Below are 14,014 nucleotides of genomic sequence, written 5' to 3'. Positions count from 1 at the left end.
AGGTGAGCTGATTTACATACGTTCTACGGTTTCGATACCCAGCGTATCCAGACCCAGCTTCAGGGTTTTCGCCGTCAACTGTGCCAGTTTCAGGCGGCTGTTACGAATCTCTTCGTTTTCAGCGCTGAGGATAGGGCAGTGCTCGTAGAAGCCGGAGAACAGACCGGCAACGTCGTACAGGTAAGCACACATCACGTGCGGCGTACCTTCACGTGCAACAACGGTCAGCGTTTCTTCAAACTGCAGCAGACGCGCAGCCAGCTGAGCCTCGCGATCTTCACTGATAATCACCTGCGCATTTGCCAGCGCGCTTTCGTCGATATCGGCTTTACGGAACACGGACAGTACGCGGGTGTAGGCGTACTGCATATACGGCGCAGTGTTCCCTTCGAACGCCAGCATATTGTCCCAGTCGAAGATGTAGTCTGTGGTACGGTTTTTGGACAGATCGGCATATTTCACCGCGCCGATACCGACCGCATTTGCCAGTTTTTCCAGCTCGTCGGCAGGCATGTCCGGGTTCTTCTCCGCTACCAGACGGCGTGCGCGTTCCAGCGCTTCATCCAGCAGATCGGCCAGTTTAACCGTGCCACCCGCACGGGTTTTGAACGGCTTGCCGTCTTTACCCAGCATCATACCGAACATGTGGTGTTCCAGCGGCACAGAATCCGGCACATAACCGGCTTTACGCACGATGGTCCAGGCTTGCATTAAGTGCTGATGCTGACGGGAGTCGATGTAATAAAGTACGCGGTCGGCATGCAGCGTTTCATAACGGTACTTGGCGCAGGCGATGTCGGTCGTGGTGTAGAGATAGCCGCCATCTTTCTTCTGAATGATTACGCCCATCGGTTCACCTTCCTTGTTCTTATACTCATCAAGGAATACGACGGTAGCGCCTTCGCTTTCAACAGCCAGGCCTTTAGCTTTGAGATCGGCCACGATGCCAGGCAGCATCGGGTTGTACAGGCTTTCACCCATGACGTCGTCACGGGTCAGGGTGACGTTCAGGCGATCGTAGGTTAACTGGTTTTGCGACATGGTGATGTCGACCAGTTTGCGCCACATCTCACGGAAGTACTCGTCGCCGCCTTGCAGCTTCACGACATAACTCCGGGCACGTTCCGCGAAGGCCTCATCTTCGTCGTAATGTTTTTTCGCATCACGGTAGAAACCTTCAAGGTCAGCCAGCGCCATCTCGCCAGCATTTTCCTGCTGCTGTTTTTCCAGCCATGCGATGAGCATACCGAACTGAGTACCCCAGTCGCCGACGTGGTTGGCGCGGATAACATTGTGACCGAGGAACTCCAGCGTACGCACCGCAGCGTCACCGATGATGGTGGAACGCAGGTGACCAACGTGCATCTCTTTCGCTACGTTAGGTGCGGAGTAATCAACCACAACGGTTTGTTTAGCCGGTTGGGTGACGCCCAGACGATTGGAAGCCAGCGCCTGCTGAACGTGCTGCGCCAGAAATGCCGGATCGAGAAAAATATTGATAAAGCCCGGGCCTGCAATTTCAACTTTGCTGGCGATCCCGTTGAGATCCAAATGAGTCAGCACCTGCTCAGCCAGTTGTCGCGGCGCCATACCCAGTTTTTTAGCGACAGCCATCATGCCGTTAGCCTGATAGTCGCCGAACTGTACTTTTGCTGACTGACGAACCTGCGGTTCGCAATCTGCAGGCGCGCCTGCAGCAATCATGGCCTGACTGACTTTTTCTGAGAGAAGAGCCTGAATATTCACCGGAATACCTTACATTTATGAAGCGGCTTAAAATGCACCGCACCAGTTTAAGAATTAAGGGCGGGAGTATACTGCAAATGCCCGTTGCCGTCAGCATTGCGAGTATCGCCAGCAGCCTGAAATATAAACATTGTCATTACGTATAATTATTCATATTGCGCTTAAGAAAATCAGCAGTTGGTTGGGGCTGCGCAACAGGGTAAATTAGCGGCTTTGAATATGGATATGAGCTTTCATTATGGCGAACTGGCAAACAGTTGCAGAACTGCATGATATTTCCGCAGATTTACCGCATTTCATTCAGGCGTTAACGGATCTTTCCACTCGCCTTGGGCTGGATATCTCATCGCTTGAAGCCGATCACATTTCTCTGCGTTGTCATCAAAATACCACCGCAGAGCGCTGGCGTCGTGGGTTTGAACAGTGCGGCGAATTGCTGTCAGAAAATATCATCAATGGCCGACCGATTTGCTTGTTCAAACTCGATGAGCCAGTTTGTGTGCAACACTGGCAATTTACTATCGTAGAACTGCCGTGGCCGGGCGAAAAGCGTTATCCGCATGAAGGTTGGGAGCATGTTGAAATTGTTCTGCCGGGTGAGGTGGAGACGCTGAATGCACGAGCGCTGGCGCTGCTTTCAGATCACGGGCTGAGCCAGCCGGGCATATTTGTAAAAACCAGTTCGCCAAAAGGCGAGCGTGAGCGTTTACCGAATCCAACGCTGGCGGTCAGCGATGGCAGTGTGACGATAAAATTCCATCCGTGGTCGATTGAAGCCATTGTGGCAAGCGAACGTCAGGAGTGAGTATGGCATTACTGGAAATCTGCTGTTACAGCATGGAGTGCGCGCGCACGGCGCAGCAAAACGGCGCGGATCGCATTGAGCTTTGCTCGGCGCCCAAAGAGGGGGGCTTAACGCCGTCCCTGGGCGTCTTGCGTTCGGTTCGCCAGCATATCTCGATTCCGGCCAATCCCATTATTCGCCCGCGCGGGGGCGACTTTTGTTACACCGACGGTGAATTCGCTGCAATGCTGGATGATATTGCGATGGTAAGAGAACTGGGGTTCTCAGGGTTGGTAACCGGCATTTTAGATGCAGAGGGTGATGTCGATATGCCGCGCATGGAGAAAATAATGATTGCGGCGGGACCGCTGCACGTCACTTTTCATCGGGCCTTTGACATGTGCGCTAACCCACTCAATGCGCTAAAAAAATTAGCTGATTTGGGCGTCGCCAGAGTGCTGACTTCCGGGCAAAAATCAGATGCGGCGCAAGGTTTAACAAAAATTATGGAACTTATTGCGCAGGTGGATGCTCCAATCATTATGGCCGGAGCGGGGGTTCGCGCCTCGAATTTGTCCCTGTTCCTTGATGCTGGAGTGCAGGAAGTCCACAGTTCTGCCGGAGTATGGCTGGCTTCCCCCATGCGTTATCGCAATTCGGGGTTGTCGATGTCTTCGGATGCACAGGCGGATGAGTATTCACGCTATGCAGTAGACGGGGCGGCGGTTGCGGAAATGAAAGCAATCATTGCACACCACCAGGCCAGCTGATTTTTACCGTTGCATCATGTCGCCCAATATGATGCTTGCTCGTACCAGGCCCCTGCAATTTCAACAGGGGCCTTTTTTTATCCTGCATATTTCAAGCCGCAGCGGAGTTGTCTGCCTTGCTGCAACTTGAACTATTTTGCAGAAAGAGTGCTATCTGGGAAAAGTAACTACGGCTTACGTGCAATCAATACCGCGCGTAATGGGGCCGGGTAGCCTTCCACCGTTTTGCTGTGATCGTTCGGGTCGAGGAAGTCGGCCAGTGATTCGGTTATCATCCACTCGGTGCGGCGCTGCTCTTCGGTGGTGGTGACGCAGACATCAGCAATGCGCACATCAACAAACCCACATTTTTCCAGCCAGTTTTTTAACGCCAACGCAGAAGGAATAAAGTAAACGTTACGCATCTGCGCGTAGCGATCGCCCGGTACCAGTACGGTATTTTCATCACCTTCGACGACCAGCGTTTCCAGTACCAGTTCGCCATCTTTCACCAACTGATCCTTCAACTGCCACAGGTGTTCCAGCGGTGAACGGCGGTGATAAAGCACTCCCATGGAGAATACGGTATCAAAGGCGTTGAGCGCCGGAAGCTGCTCAATACCCAGCGGCAGCAGGTGAGCGCGCTGGTCATTGCCCAGCAGTTTACGTACTGCCTCAAACTGGCACAGAAACAGCTGGGTAGGATCGATGCCAACCGCCAGATGCGCCCCCGCGCCAATCATGCGCCACATGTGATATCCACTCCCGCAGCCGACATCAAGAATGGTGCGCCCGGTGAGGTCAGACAAGTGTGGCAGAACGCGATCCCATTTCCAGTCCGAGCGCCACTCGGTATCTATATTGACGCCGTACAACGAGTACGGCCCTTTACGCCATGGCATCAGGTTACGCATCAGGGTGTCGATACGTTTGAGCTGACCGTCGCTGAGCGGCTCATCGCTTTCGGCGGTAACGCTATGCAGTAAGTCCAGGCGATGCGGCGTCAGCTCGGGCAGAAACTCGACCGCATTTGACCACTGCTTAAACAAGCCGTGCTGATCGCGCTGCCAGGTCGCGATTTGCGCCGGGAGCGTTTCCAGCCAATGAGAAAGGTGATTTTTGGCAATCAGTTGATAAAAGTTACCAAAGTCGATCATGCGCTAACCTCAGCTTTCAGTGCCACCAGAGAACCAAAGTTAAAGCACTGGAACCACAATTCGCTGTGTTCAAAGCCCGCCTGATGCAGTCTCGCTTTGTGCGTTTCGACCGAGTCGGTCAGCATCACGTTCTCCAGCATGCTGCGCTTTTGGCTGATTTCCAGCTCGCTATAGCCATTTGCCCGTTTGAAATCGTGGTGCATGTTGAACAGCAGCTCGCCAACGTTAGCGTCTTCGAAACTGAATTTTTCAGACAGTACCAGCGCGCCGCCGGGGTTAAGCCCCTGATAAATCTTATCCAACAATGCCTGGCGCTCAGGTGGCTCAAGGAATTGCAGGGTAAAATTCAGCACCACCATCGAGGCGTTTTCGATAGTAATGTTGCGAATATCGCCTTCGACAACGTCAACCGGTGTCGGCGCTTTATAGGCGTCAATATGACGGCGGCAGCGCTCAACCATGGCTGGGGAGTTATCAACGGCAATAATTTTGCAATTCTCGTGATGAATATTGCGACGCACCGAGAGCGTCGCCGCGCCCAGAGAACAGCCCAGATCGTAGACCTGTGTGTTGGGTTGTACGAAACGTTCGGCCAACATCCCAATCATAGAAATGATATTGGAATAGCCAGGAACGGATCGCTGGATCATATCCGGGAAGACTTCAGCTACCCGTTCATCAAAGGTCCAGTCACCCAGACTGGCGATAGGCGCAGAAAAAAGCGTGTCGCGGTGAGACATAACGTAAAAATCCGGGAAAAATAAAGTGGCGTATTGTGCGCTAATGCAGGGAGAAAACCAACTCCCAGGGCATATACCAAAGATTCGCCAGCACCATTAGCAACAGCGAACACCAGGTCGCGCTCATGCCTGAACGTCGCCAGCGGAAAAGCCGGTGGTGGAATCCGTAATAATGCATCAGTCGTCCGGCAATCAAAATCAGCCCGCAAATATGCACCATCCACGTTTCAGCGCCGTTCATTTCCATAAATAACAGCAGCACCAATGCGACGGGAATATATTCCACCGCATTACCGTGAATGCGGATAGCGCTTTGTAGTTCGCTAAAACCTCCGTCACCATATGCAACGCGGTATTGCATGCGCAGGCGAACGACGTCAAAGGAGAACTTAATTAACAATAACGCACCCAATACGGCATAAAGCGCGCTTACCATACAAACTCCCTTTTAAAATGGCTGATGGCATTGACTATGATAGGTGGCATTTTCAGAAAAGAGAAGATTGCTGTGGAATAGACGGCGCTGATCCGATCTCTGGCAGGGCGCTGCGTAAATTTGCCCATAACGTATCGACAAGCTCCGGGGCCTGCGCGATATCCGGGGTATGTAAAAACAGATACGGCGTTGTGGTTTGTTGCCATTGCGACAGCTTGGTCAGCCAGACGGCAAAAAGCGCGCTGTTTTGTGCCATATTATCGCTGCCGATAAAGCGTACCATCGGATGGTTTGCCGTCACCACCGCATGCACCGGAACCTTTGGCTTCTTGCGCTGGGCGTCGCGTATCGCTTCAGTATGTGGTATGGCGGCATGTACCGGTCGACTGTCCAGAATCACCCGATTTACCCCGCGCTCATGTAGGCCTCGATTGAATAGCTGCTCTGTTTCGCCTTTGGCAAAGAAGTCCGGATGGCGAACTTCCACACCGTAGGTAAAGGATTTGGGGAGCGCATCGAGAAACTGCCACAAGGCTGGCAGGTCGTGCGGGCCAAAAGTTGCGGGTAATTGCAGCCAGTATTGTCCAATGCGTGATTCAAGTGGCGACATGCGCGTGAAAAACTCTTGTACCAGGTCATCGCAATTACGCAGCGCGGCCTGATGCGAAATAGTGGCCGGAAACTTAAAACAAAATCGAAACGCATCGGTAGTCTGCGCATGCCAGCGGGCCACAATGTCGGCTTTTGGCAGCGCGTACAGCGTGGTATTGCCCTCCACACAGTTAAAGTGGCGGGCATACTCTTCAAGGCTGGTGATCCCCAGACGCACCCATTTGGGATGCGCCCACTGGGGTAAACCGATATAAATCATAGCGCTTGCAGGATCTCATCCACGCTGCGTACGCGTGCGATACGCGGGAAAATATGCGTCATGCTGCCCTGATGTTGCTCAGCGCTGGCGGCACTACAGGCGTTTTCTGCAACGATCAGATTAAAACCCAGCTCCCACGCATTTCGCGCCGTTGACTCCACGCCAATATTTGTGGAGATTCCGCACAGGACGATGGTCTCGATGCCCCGACGACGCAGTTGTAATTCCAGATCGGTGCCGTAGAAAGCTCCCCACTGGCGTTTGGTCACTTCGAGGTCGCTGGCGCATTTACCCAGAGCGCTCGGGTAATTCCACCAGTTTTCGGGTAACGCTTTGGCCGGAGCGTGAGCATCAACTGGCTGTTTCAGTGCTTCGGCATAATCGTCAGACCAGCCGACGCGCACCATTACCACCGGGGAACCGTGGGCACGGAATTTTTCCGCCAACTGCGCGGCGCGGGCAACCACGTCGTTTGCCGAGTATGGGCCGCCAGCGAAAGGCAGGATACCTTCCTGTAGATCAATAACAACAAGAGCGGTTGTTTTTGCGTTCAGTTCCAGCATGATCACTCCAGTAAAAAAAGAATTCCGTTACACCTTAATCGCGAATCAGTGTGAAAGGGACGACAATTTTTGTTATTTTTTGTGAGATTACGCAATGCCCGTCCAGGAAACAGGCGTACAGTCAGTACCGGACTTATCGTGCGGCAGAATTTCCAGTATAATAGCCGCCTTTTTTCATTCAGTTGTGACATTCAGCTAAAGCTGCGACTTCGTCACCTGCGAGACAGGTGACAATCCGCCTGCGGCAAAGTTAAGGGATATCTCATGCGTACAGAATATTGCGGACAGCTACGTCTGTCCCACGAGGGGCAGCAGGTGACTCTGTGTGGTTGGGTCAACCGTCGTCGTGATCTTGGTAGCCTGATCTTTATCGATATGCGCGACCGCGAAGGTATCGTGCAGGTATTTTTCGATCCGGACCGTGCGGATGCGTTAAAGCTGGCCTCCGAACTGCGTAATGAGTTCTGTATCCAGGTTACGGGCACCGTGCGTGCGCGTGACGCGAAAAACGTCAACGCCGATATGGCGACTGGCGAAATTGAAGTGCTGGCCTCCGATCTGACCATCATCAACCGTTCAGACTCGCTGCCGCTGGACTCTAACCATGTAAACACCGAAGAAGCGCGACTGAAGTATCGCTACCTGGATCTGCGTCGCCCTGAAATGGCGCAGCGCCTGAAAACGCGTGCAAAAATTACCAGCCTGGTGCGTCGTTTTATGGACGATCACGGCTTCCTCGACATCGAAACTCCGATGCTGACCAAAGCTACGCCAGAAGGCGCGCGCGATTACCTGGTTCCTTCTCGTGTTCATAAAGGTAAGTTCTACGCGCTGCCGCAGTCTCCTCAGCTGTTTAAACAGCTGCTGATGATGTCCGGTTTTGACCGCTACTATCAGATCGTAAAATGCTTCCGTGATGAAGACTTACGTGCTGACCGTCAGCCTGAATTTACTCAGATCGACGTTGAGACTTCCTTCATGACCGCGCCGCAGGTGCGTGAAGTGATGGAAGCGCTGGTGCGTAACCTGTGGCTGGAAGTTAAAGGTGTGGATCTGGGTGATTTCCCGATCATGACCTTTGCCGAAGCCGAGCGTCGTTACGGTTCTGATAAACCAGACCTGCGTAACCCGATGGAACTGGTTGACGTTGCCGATCTGGTGAAAGGCGTTGAGTTCGCCGTGTTCTCTGGTCCGGCGAACGATGCGAAAGGCCGCGTGGCTGCCCTGCGTGTACCGGGCGGTGCGAGCTTAAGCCGTAAGCAGATCGACGATTACGGTAACTTTATTAAGATTTACGGCGCGAAAGGTCTGGCTTACATCAAAGTCACCGAGCGTGCGAAAGGCCTGGAAGGCATCACCAGCCCGGTTGCTAAGTTCCTGAACGCAGAAATCGTAGACGCGATTCTGGAGCGTACTGGTGCGCAAGACGGCGACATGATTTTCTTCGGTGCCGACAACAAGAAAGTGGTGGCCGACGCGATGGGTGCGCTGCGTCTGAAACTGGGCAAAGACCTGAACATTACCGACGAAGCCAAATGGGCGCCGCTGTGGGTTATCGACTTCCCGATGTTTGAAGACGATGGTGAAGGCGGGCTGACCGCGATGCACCACCCGTTCACCGCGCCAAAAGACATGACTGCCGCTGAGCTGAAAGCTGCGCCGGAAGACGCGGTTGCCAACGCGTACGATATGGTCATCAACGGCTATGAAGTGGGCGGTGGTTCCGTGCGTATTCACAACGGTGATATGCAGCAGACCGTATTCGGCATTCTGGGCATTAACGAGCAAGAACAGCGCGAGAAGTTCGGCTTCCTGCTGGATGCGCTAAAATACGGTACACCGCCGCATGCGGGCCTGGCGTTTGGTCTGGATCGCTTGACTATGCTGCTGACCGGTACTGACAACATTCGTGACGTTATTGCCTTCCCGAAAACCACCGCTGCAGCGTGTCTGATGACTGAAGCGCCAAGCTTTGCCAACGAAGCTGCGCTGGCGGAACTGAGCATTCAGGTTGTTAAGAAGGCTGAGAATAACTGATATGAGATACAAACAGCCTGTCTCGGTGTTAGTCGTGATTTATGCAAAGGACACCGGGAGAGTGCTGATGTTACAGCGACGCGACGATCCTGATTTCTGGCAGTCGGTCACCGGCAGCCTTGAAGAGGGTGAAACCGCGTCGCAAGCCGCGATGCGCGAAGTAAAGGAAGAGGTCGCCATTGATGTTGCGACTGAGCAACTGACCTTAATTGACTGTCAGCGCACGGTGGAATTTGAGATTTTTAGCCATTTACGTCATCGCTATGCGCCGGGAATTGAGCGTAATACTGAATCCTGGTTTTGCCTGGCACTTCCCTCTGAACGAGAGATCGTGTTCACCGAACATCTGACCTACCGTTGGGTTAATGCGCACGAAGCCGCGCAGTTAACCAAGTCGTGGAGTAACCGGCAGGCGATTGAAGAGTTTGTAATTAACGTCGCCTGAGAAGGCGCGCTTTTTGGAGAGATTATTTATGGCAGGTCATAGTAAATGGGCCAACACCAGACATCGTAAAGCAGCGCAGGATGCTAAACGCGGTAAAATTTTCACCAAAATCATTCGTGAGCTGGTGACGGCAGCCAAACTGGGCGGCGGCGATCCGGATGCTAACCCACGTCTGCGCGCCGCGGTTGATAAAGCGCTGGCAAACAACATGACCCGTGACACTCTGAACCGTGCAATCGCGCGTGGTGTTGGTGGCGACGATGATGCGAACATGGAAACCATCATCTATGAAGGTTACGGCCCTGGTGGAACAGCCGTTATGATTGAGTGTCTGTCTGACAACCGTAACCGTACCGTTGCGGAGGTGCGTCACGCATTCACTAAAACGGGCGGCAACCTCGGTACCGACGGTTCCGTAGCTTACCTGTTCAGCAAAAAAGGCGTGATCTCTTTTGAACAAGGCGACGAAGACGCCATTATGGAAGCGGCACTGGAAGCGGGCGCTGAAGACGTTGTGACCTTCGACGACGGCGCGATTGACGTTTACACCGCGTGGGAAGAGATGGGCAAAGTGCGTGATGCGCTGGAAGCGGCTGGTCTGAAAGCGGACGCGGCTGAAGTGTCTATGATCCCCTCCACCAAAGCGGATATGGATGCAGAAACGGCACCGAAGCTGATGCGTCTGATCGATATGCTGGAAGACTGCGACGACGTGCAGGAAGTTTACCACAACGGCGAAATCTCCGATGAGGTTGCTGCAACGCTCGAATGATGTGGTTAAGCCATAAACTAACAGGAGATGCGTGATGTCTATCATTCTCGGCATTGACCCGGGGTCGCGCATCACCGGTTATGGCGTAATCCGTCAGGTCGGCAGACAGCTGACCTACCTCGGTAGCGGCTGCATTCGCACCAAAGTCGACGATCTTCCATCACGTCTGAAGTTGATTTATGCGGGCGTGACGGAAATCATCACCCAGTTCCAGCCCGACTATTTTGCCATTGAGCAGGTCTTTATGGCGAAGAATGCCGACTCGGCGCTAAAGCTGGGGCAGGCGCGCGGCGTGGCAATCGTTGCGGCTACCAATCAGGATCTTCCGGTCTTTGAATACGCGGCCCGCCAGGTAAAACAGACCGTGGTGGGTATCGGCAGCGCGGAAAAAAGCCAGGTTCAGCATATGGTACGCACGCTGCTAAAACTCCCGGCAAATCCGCAGGCGGATGCCGCGGATGCGCTGGCGATTGCTATTACCCATTGCCACGTCAGCCAGAACGCCATGCAAATGAGCGAGTCGCGGCTGAATCTGGCGCGAGGTCGGTTACGTTAGTGACAAATGAGGCTGGATATCTATCCAGCCTTTTTTTATGATAGCGCATTACCTTTTAGCCCTTAACGCAGGAGCGTCACGTGATAGGCAGACTCAGAGGCATCATTCTTGAAAAACAACCCCCGCTGGTCCTTCTGGAAACCGGCGGAGTAGGCTATGAAGTCCATATGCCGATGACCTGTTTCTACGAGTTGCCGGAAGCCGGGCAGGAAGCGATTATCTTCACCCATTTTGTGGTGCGTGAAGACGCTCAACTGCTATATGGTTTTAACAACAAACAAGAACGCACGCTGTTTAAAGAGTTAATCAAAACCAATGGCGTCGGGCCGAAGCTGGCGCTGGCGATCCTCTCCGGTATGTCTGCACAGCAGTTCGTTAATGCCGTTGAGCGCGAAGAGCTTGGCGCGCTGGTGAAATTACCGGGCATAGGTAAGAAAACCGCAGAGCGTTTGATTGTGGAAATGAAAGACCGCTTTAAAGGCCTGCATGGCGATCTCTTCACGCCGGCGGCGGATCTGGTCCTGACCTCTCCGGCCAGTCCTGCAACGGATGACACCGAGCAGGAAGCGGTTGCTGCGCTGGTGGCGTTAGGCTATAAACCACAGGAAGCCAGCCGCATGGTGAGCAAAATTGCTCGCCCTGATGCCAGCAGTGAAACCCTGATTCGTGAAGCGCTTCGCGCGGCATTGTGAGGTAAAGGATGATTGAAGCAGATCGCCTGATTTCGGCTGTCAGCACGACCCCTGAAGATCTGGTGGATCGCGCGATCCGCCCCAAATTGCTGGAAGAGTATATTGGCCAGCCTCAGGTGCGTTCGCAAATGGAGATTTTTATCCAGGCGGCGAAGCTGCGCGGTGAAGCCCTCGATCACCTGCTGATTTTCGGTCCTCCAGGTCTCGGTAAAACCACGCTTGCCAATATTGTTGCCAATGAAATGGGCGTTAATCTGCGCACCACTTCCGGTCCGGTACTGGAAAAAGCGGGCGATCTGGCGGCAATGCTCACCAACCTTGAACCGCACGATGTGCTGTTTATCGATGAAATCCATCGCCTGTCACCGGTGGTGGAAGAGGTGCTGTATCCGGCGATGGAAGATTATCAGCTGGATATCATGATTGGCGAAGGACCAGCCGCACGTTCGATTAAGATCGATCTGCCGCCGTTTACCCTGATCGGGGCGACGACGCGCGCCGGTTCGTTAACGTCTCCGCTGCGTGACCGCTTCGGTATTGTACAGCGCCTGGAATTCTATCAGGTGGCAGACCTGCAGCACATTGTTGGACGCAGCGCCCGCTTTATGGGGCTGGAAATGAGCGATGAAGGCGCATTGGAAGTGGCACGCCGCGCCCGTGGTACGCCGCGTATCGCCAACCGTTTATTACGCCGGGTACGCGACTTCTCCGAAGTGAAGCATGACGGCACAATTTCAGCAGATATCGCCGCTCAGGCACTGGATATGCTCAATGTGGATGCGGAAGGATTCGATTATATGGACCGTAAGCTGCTGCTGGCGGTTATCGATAAGTTCTTCGGTGGACCGGTAGGACTGGATAACCTGGCGGCGGCGATTGGGGAAGAGCGTGAAACCATTGAGGACGTGCTGGAGCCGTATCTGATTCAGCAAGGTTTTCTGCAGCGAACTCCGCGTGGACGTATGGCAACGGTGCGGGCGTGGAACCACTTTGGTATTACACCGCCGGAAATGCCATAAGACTCAATAATCCCTGATGGCGCTACGCCTGGCAGGCCTACGATATGATGCAGGCCTGACAGGCGTAAAACAGATTACTTCAGTTCATCAACCATGGTGACGGCGCGACCAATGTAATTGGCCGGCGTCATTGCTTTCAGGCGTGTTTTCTCGTCTTCAGGCAGCGCCAGACCGTCGATAAACTGCTTCATACCTTCGGCGTCAACGCGTTTGCCGCGGGTCAGTTCCTTCAGCTTCTCGTATGGTTTTTCAATGCCATAGCGACGCATCACGGTCTGGATCGGCTCTGCCAGCACTTCCCAGTTATGATCCAGTTCATCCAGCAGATGATCGCGGTTCACTTCCAGTTTGCTCACACCTTTCAGCGTGGACTGATAAGCGATCAGCGCATAGCCAATCCCCACGCCCAGGTTACGCAGAACGGTAGAGTCCGTCAGATCGCGCTGCCAGCGGGAGACCGGCAGTTTGCTCGCCAGATGCTGCAGAACCGCGTTAGACAGGCCCAGGTTACCCTCGGAGTTTTCGAAATCGATTGGGTTCACCTTGTGCGGCATGGTGGAGGAACCAATTTCACCCGCGATGGTTTTCTGTTTGAAATGGTTCAGCGCCACGTAACCCCAGACATCGCGGTCGAAGTCGATCAGGATAGTGTTGAAACGGGCGATGCAATCAAACAGCTCGGCAATGTAGTCGTGCGGCTCAATCTGCGTGGTGTACGGATTCCACTGGATGCCCAGCGAGGTGACAAATTCTTCGCTGAACTGATGCCAGTCCACTTCCGGATAAGCGGCGATGTGGGCGTTATAGTTACCGACTGCACCGTTGATTTTGCCGAGAATTTCGACCTGATTGAGCTGGCGGTACTGACGCTCCATACGGTAAGCCACGTTAGCCATTTCTTTGCCCAGCGTAGACGGGGTGGCTGGCTGACCGTGGGTACGGGAGAGCAGAGGAATATCGCGATACTGCACGGACAAATCTTTCACCGCGTCGATAAGCTTGCGCCAGTACGGCAGAACTACTTCGTCACGGGCGGTTTTCAGCATCAGCGCGTGAGACAGGTTGTTGATGTCTTCTGAGGTACACGCGAAGTGGATGAACTCGGAAACAGCGTGCAGTTCCGGGATATCCGCCACTTTCTCTTTCAGGAAATACTCAACTGCCTTCACGTCATGGTTGGTCGTACGCTCAATGGTTTTGATACGCGCAGCATCTTCTTCATTGAAGTTAGCGACAATCGCATCAAGGAAACCGATTGCGTCGGCAGCAAAAGCAGGAACTTCCTTGATCGCTGCGTGCGCGGCCAGTTTTTGCAGCCAGCGTACTTCAACTTGTACACGGAATTTCAGCAAACCGTATTCGCTGAAAATCCCGCGCAGCGCGCTGACTTTATCGCCGTAGCGTCCATCGACAGGGGAAACGGCGGTCAGTGAGGATAATTCCATAG

Annotated in this window: 15 protein-coding genes; 8 read left to right on the top strand and 7 right to left on the bottom strand. The window is 53.6% G+C overall.

Annotation, left to right across the window (positions count from 1 at the left end):
- Positions 1–12: 12 nt before the first annotated feature.
- Positions 13–1,746 (bottom strand): arginine--tRNA ligase, encoded by a 1,734-nt coding sequence (gene argS, locus OGW44_RS20045; protein ID WP_047358302.1) that lies wholly within the window; start codon positions 1,744–1,746, stop codon positions 13–15.
- 238 nt (positions 1,747–1,984) lie between these two features.
- Here argS and OGW44_RS20040 point away from each other — a divergent pair, with 238 nt between their 5' ends.
- Positions 1,985–2,551, top strand: coding sequence for a VOC family protein (locus OGW44_RS20040; protein WP_016153422.1), 567 nt, complete (start codon positions 1,985–1,987; stop codon positions 2,549–2,551).
- A gap of 2 nt (positions 2,552–2,553) precedes the next feature.
- Positions 2,554–3,300 (top strand): copper homeostasis protein CutC, encoded by a 747-nt coding sequence (gene cutC / locus OGW44_RS20035; RefSeq protein ID WP_185655100.1) that lies wholly within the window; start codon positions 2,554–2,556, stop codon positions 3,298–3,300.
- Between the two features lie 167 nt (positions 3,301–3,467).
- Here cutC and cmoB read toward each other — a convergent pair whose 3' ends face one another.
- Genes cmoB through OGW44_RS20010 form a run of 5 tightly spaced genes read right to left on the bottom strand, consistent with a single transcriptional unit; the run spans position 3,468 to position 7,046 of the window.
- Complete coding sequence (gene cmoB, locus OGW44_RS20030; RefSeq protein ID WP_016153420.1) at positions 3,468–4,436, bottom strand: tRNA 5-methoxyuridine(34)/uridine 5-oxyacetic acid(34) synthase CmoB; 969 nt, start codon at positions 4,434–4,436, stop codon at positions 3,468–3,470.
- Positions 4,433–5,176 carry a carboxy-S-adenosyl-L-methionine synthase CmoA gene (cmoA, locus tag OGW44_RS20025; RefSeq protein WP_016153419.1) on the bottom strand — a complete coding sequence of 248 codons (744 nt, stop codon included), beginning with the start codon at positions 5,174–5,176 and terminating at the stop codon, positions 4,433–4,435. The genes cmoB and cmoA overlap by 4 nt, the downstream gene beginning before the upstream one ends.
- 40 nt (positions 5,177–5,216) lie before the next feature.
- Positions 5,217–5,612, bottom strand: a complete 396-nt coding sequence (locus tag OGW44_RS20020; protein ID WP_016153418.1) for an MAPEG family protein — start codon at positions 5,610–5,612, stop codon at positions 5,217–5,219.
- A gap of 52 nt (positions 5,613–5,664) precedes the next feature.
- Positions 5,665–6,483: a DUF72 domain-containing protein gene (locus tag OGW44_RS20015; protein WP_094761097.1), complete on the bottom strand. Its 819-nt coding sequence runs from the start codon at positions 6,481–6,483 to the stop codon at positions 5,665–5,667.
- Entirely contained in the window at positions 6,480–7,046 is a 567-nt protein-coding gene (locus tag OGW44_RS20010) for a hydrolase (RefSeq protein WP_016156803.1), read from the bottom strand. The genes OGW44_RS20015 and OGW44_RS20010 overlap by 4 nt, the downstream gene beginning before the upstream one ends.
- A 264-nt stretch (positions 7,047–7,310) precedes the next feature.
- Here OGW44_RS20010 and aspS point away from each other — a divergent pair, with 264 nt between their 5' ends.
- The 6 genes from aspS (at position 7,311) to ruvB (ending at position 12,567) form a co-directional block, all read left to right on the top strand.
- The gene (gene aspS / locus OGW44_RS20005) at positions 7,311–9,083 is read left to right on the top strand and encodes an aspartate--tRNA ligase (protein ID WP_016153415.1); all 1,773 of its coding nucleotides are present in this window, start codon (positions 7,311–7,313) and stop codon (positions 9,081–9,083) included.
- A gap of 1 nt (position 9,084) precedes the next feature.
- Complete coding sequence (gene nudB, locus OGW44_RS20000; protein WP_016153414.1) at positions 9,085–9,528, top strand: dihydroneopterin triphosphate diphosphatase; 444 nt, start codon at positions 9,085–9,087, stop codon at positions 9,526–9,528.
- Between the two features lie 28 nt (positions 9,529–9,556).
- A complete protein-coding gene (locus tag OGW44_RS19995; protein ID WP_016153413.1) occupies positions 9,557–10,300 on the top strand; it encodes a YebC/PmpR family DNA-binding transcriptional regulator in 744 nt (247 codons plus the stop codon).
- Between the two features lie 34 nt (positions 10,301–10,334).
- Positions 10,335–10,856 carry a crossover junction endodeoxyribonuclease RuvC gene (gene ruvC, locus OGW44_RS19990; RefSeq protein ID WP_003034867.1) on the top strand — a complete coding sequence of 174 codons (522 nt, stop codon included), beginning with the start codon at positions 10,335–10,337 and terminating at the stop codon, positions 10,854–10,856.
- An 80-nt stretch (positions 10,857–10,936) separates the two neighbouring features.
- The gene (gene ruvA / locus OGW44_RS19985) at positions 10,937–11,548 is read left to right on the top strand and encodes a Holliday junction branch migration protein RuvA (protein WP_185655101.1); all 612 of its coding nucleotides are present in this window, start codon (positions 10,937–10,939) and stop codon (positions 11,546–11,548) included.
- Positions 11,549–11,556: 8 nt separating this feature from the next.
- A complete protein-coding gene (ruvB, locus tag OGW44_RS19980; RefSeq protein ID WP_016153411.1) occupies positions 11,557–12,567 on the top strand; it encodes a Holliday junction branch migration DNA helicase RuvB in 1,011 nt (336 codons plus the stop codon).
- Between the two features lie 74 nt (positions 12,568–12,641).
- On the opposite strand, the gene purB is transcribed toward ruvB, so the two are convergent.
- The gene (gene purB, locus OGW44_RS19975; protein WP_016153410.1) at positions 12,642–14,012 is read right to left on the bottom strand and encodes an adenylosuccinate lyase; all 1,371 of its coding nucleotides are present in this window, start codon (positions 14,010–14,012) and stop codon (positions 12,642–12,644) included.
- Positions 14,013–14,014: the final 2 nt, after the last annotated feature.

Origin of the sequence: Citrobacter sp. Cb023 (genome assembly GCF_030336805.1) — a bacterium.
Taxonomy (GTDB): domain Bacteria; phylum Pseudomonadota; class Gammaproteobacteria; order Enterobacterales; family Enterobacteriaceae; genus Citrobacter; species Citrobacter braakii.
The sequence above is the reverse complement of the archived record's forward strand: the minus strand, read 5'-3'. Positions and strand labels throughout refer to the sequence as shown.

Bases quoted from the DNA above. Each gene is read 5' to 3' on its own strand.
- OGW44_RS20040 (WP_016153422.1), top strand. From the start codon at position 1,985: ATGGCGAACTGGCAAACAGTTGCAGAACTGCATGATATTTCCGCAGAT.
- cutC (WP_185655100.1), top strand. From the start codon at position 2,554: ATGGCATTACTGGAAATCTGCTGTTACAGCATGGAGTGCGCGCGCACG.
- cmoB (WP_016153420.1), bottom strand. From the start codon at position 4,436: ATGATCGACTTTGGTAACTTTTATCAACTGATTGCCAAAAATCACCTT.
- cmoA (WP_016153419.1), bottom strand. From the start codon at position 5,176: ATGTCTCACCGCGACACGCTTTTTTCTGCGCCTATCGCCAGTCTGGGT.
- OGW44_RS20020 (WP_016153418.1), bottom strand. From the start codon at position 5,612: ATGGTAAGCGCGCTTTATGCCGTATTGGGTGCGTTATTGTTAATTAAG.
- OGW44_RS20015 (WP_094761097.1), bottom strand. From the start codon at position 6,483: ATGATTTATATCGGTTTACCCCAGTGGGCGCATCCCAAATGGGTGCGT.
- OGW44_RS20010 (WP_016156803.1), bottom strand. From the start codon at position 7,046: ATGCTGGAACTGAACGCAAAAACAACCGCTCTTGTTGTTATTGATCTA.
- aspS (WP_016153415.1), top strand. From the start codon at position 7,311: ATGCGTACAGAATATTGCGGACAGCTACGTCTGTCCCACGAGGGGCAG.
- nudB (WP_016153414.1), top strand. From the start codon at position 9,085: ATGAGATACAAACAGCCTGTCTCGGTGTTAGTCGTGATTTATGCAAAG.
- OGW44_RS19995 (WP_016153413.1), top strand. From the start codon at position 9,557: ATGGCAGGTCATAGTAAATGGGCCAACACCAGACATCGTAAAGCAGCG.
- ruvC (WP_003034867.1), top strand. From the start codon at position 10,335: ATGTCTATCATTCTCGGCATTGACCCGGGGTCGCGCATCACCGGTTAT.
- ruvB (WP_016153411.1), top strand. From the start codon at position 11,557: ATGATTGAAGCAGATCGCCTGATTTCGGCTGTCAGCACGACCCCTGAA.
- purB (WP_016153410.1), bottom strand. From the start codon at position 14,012: ATGGAATTATCCTCACTGACCGCCGTTTCCCCTGTCGATGGACGCTAC.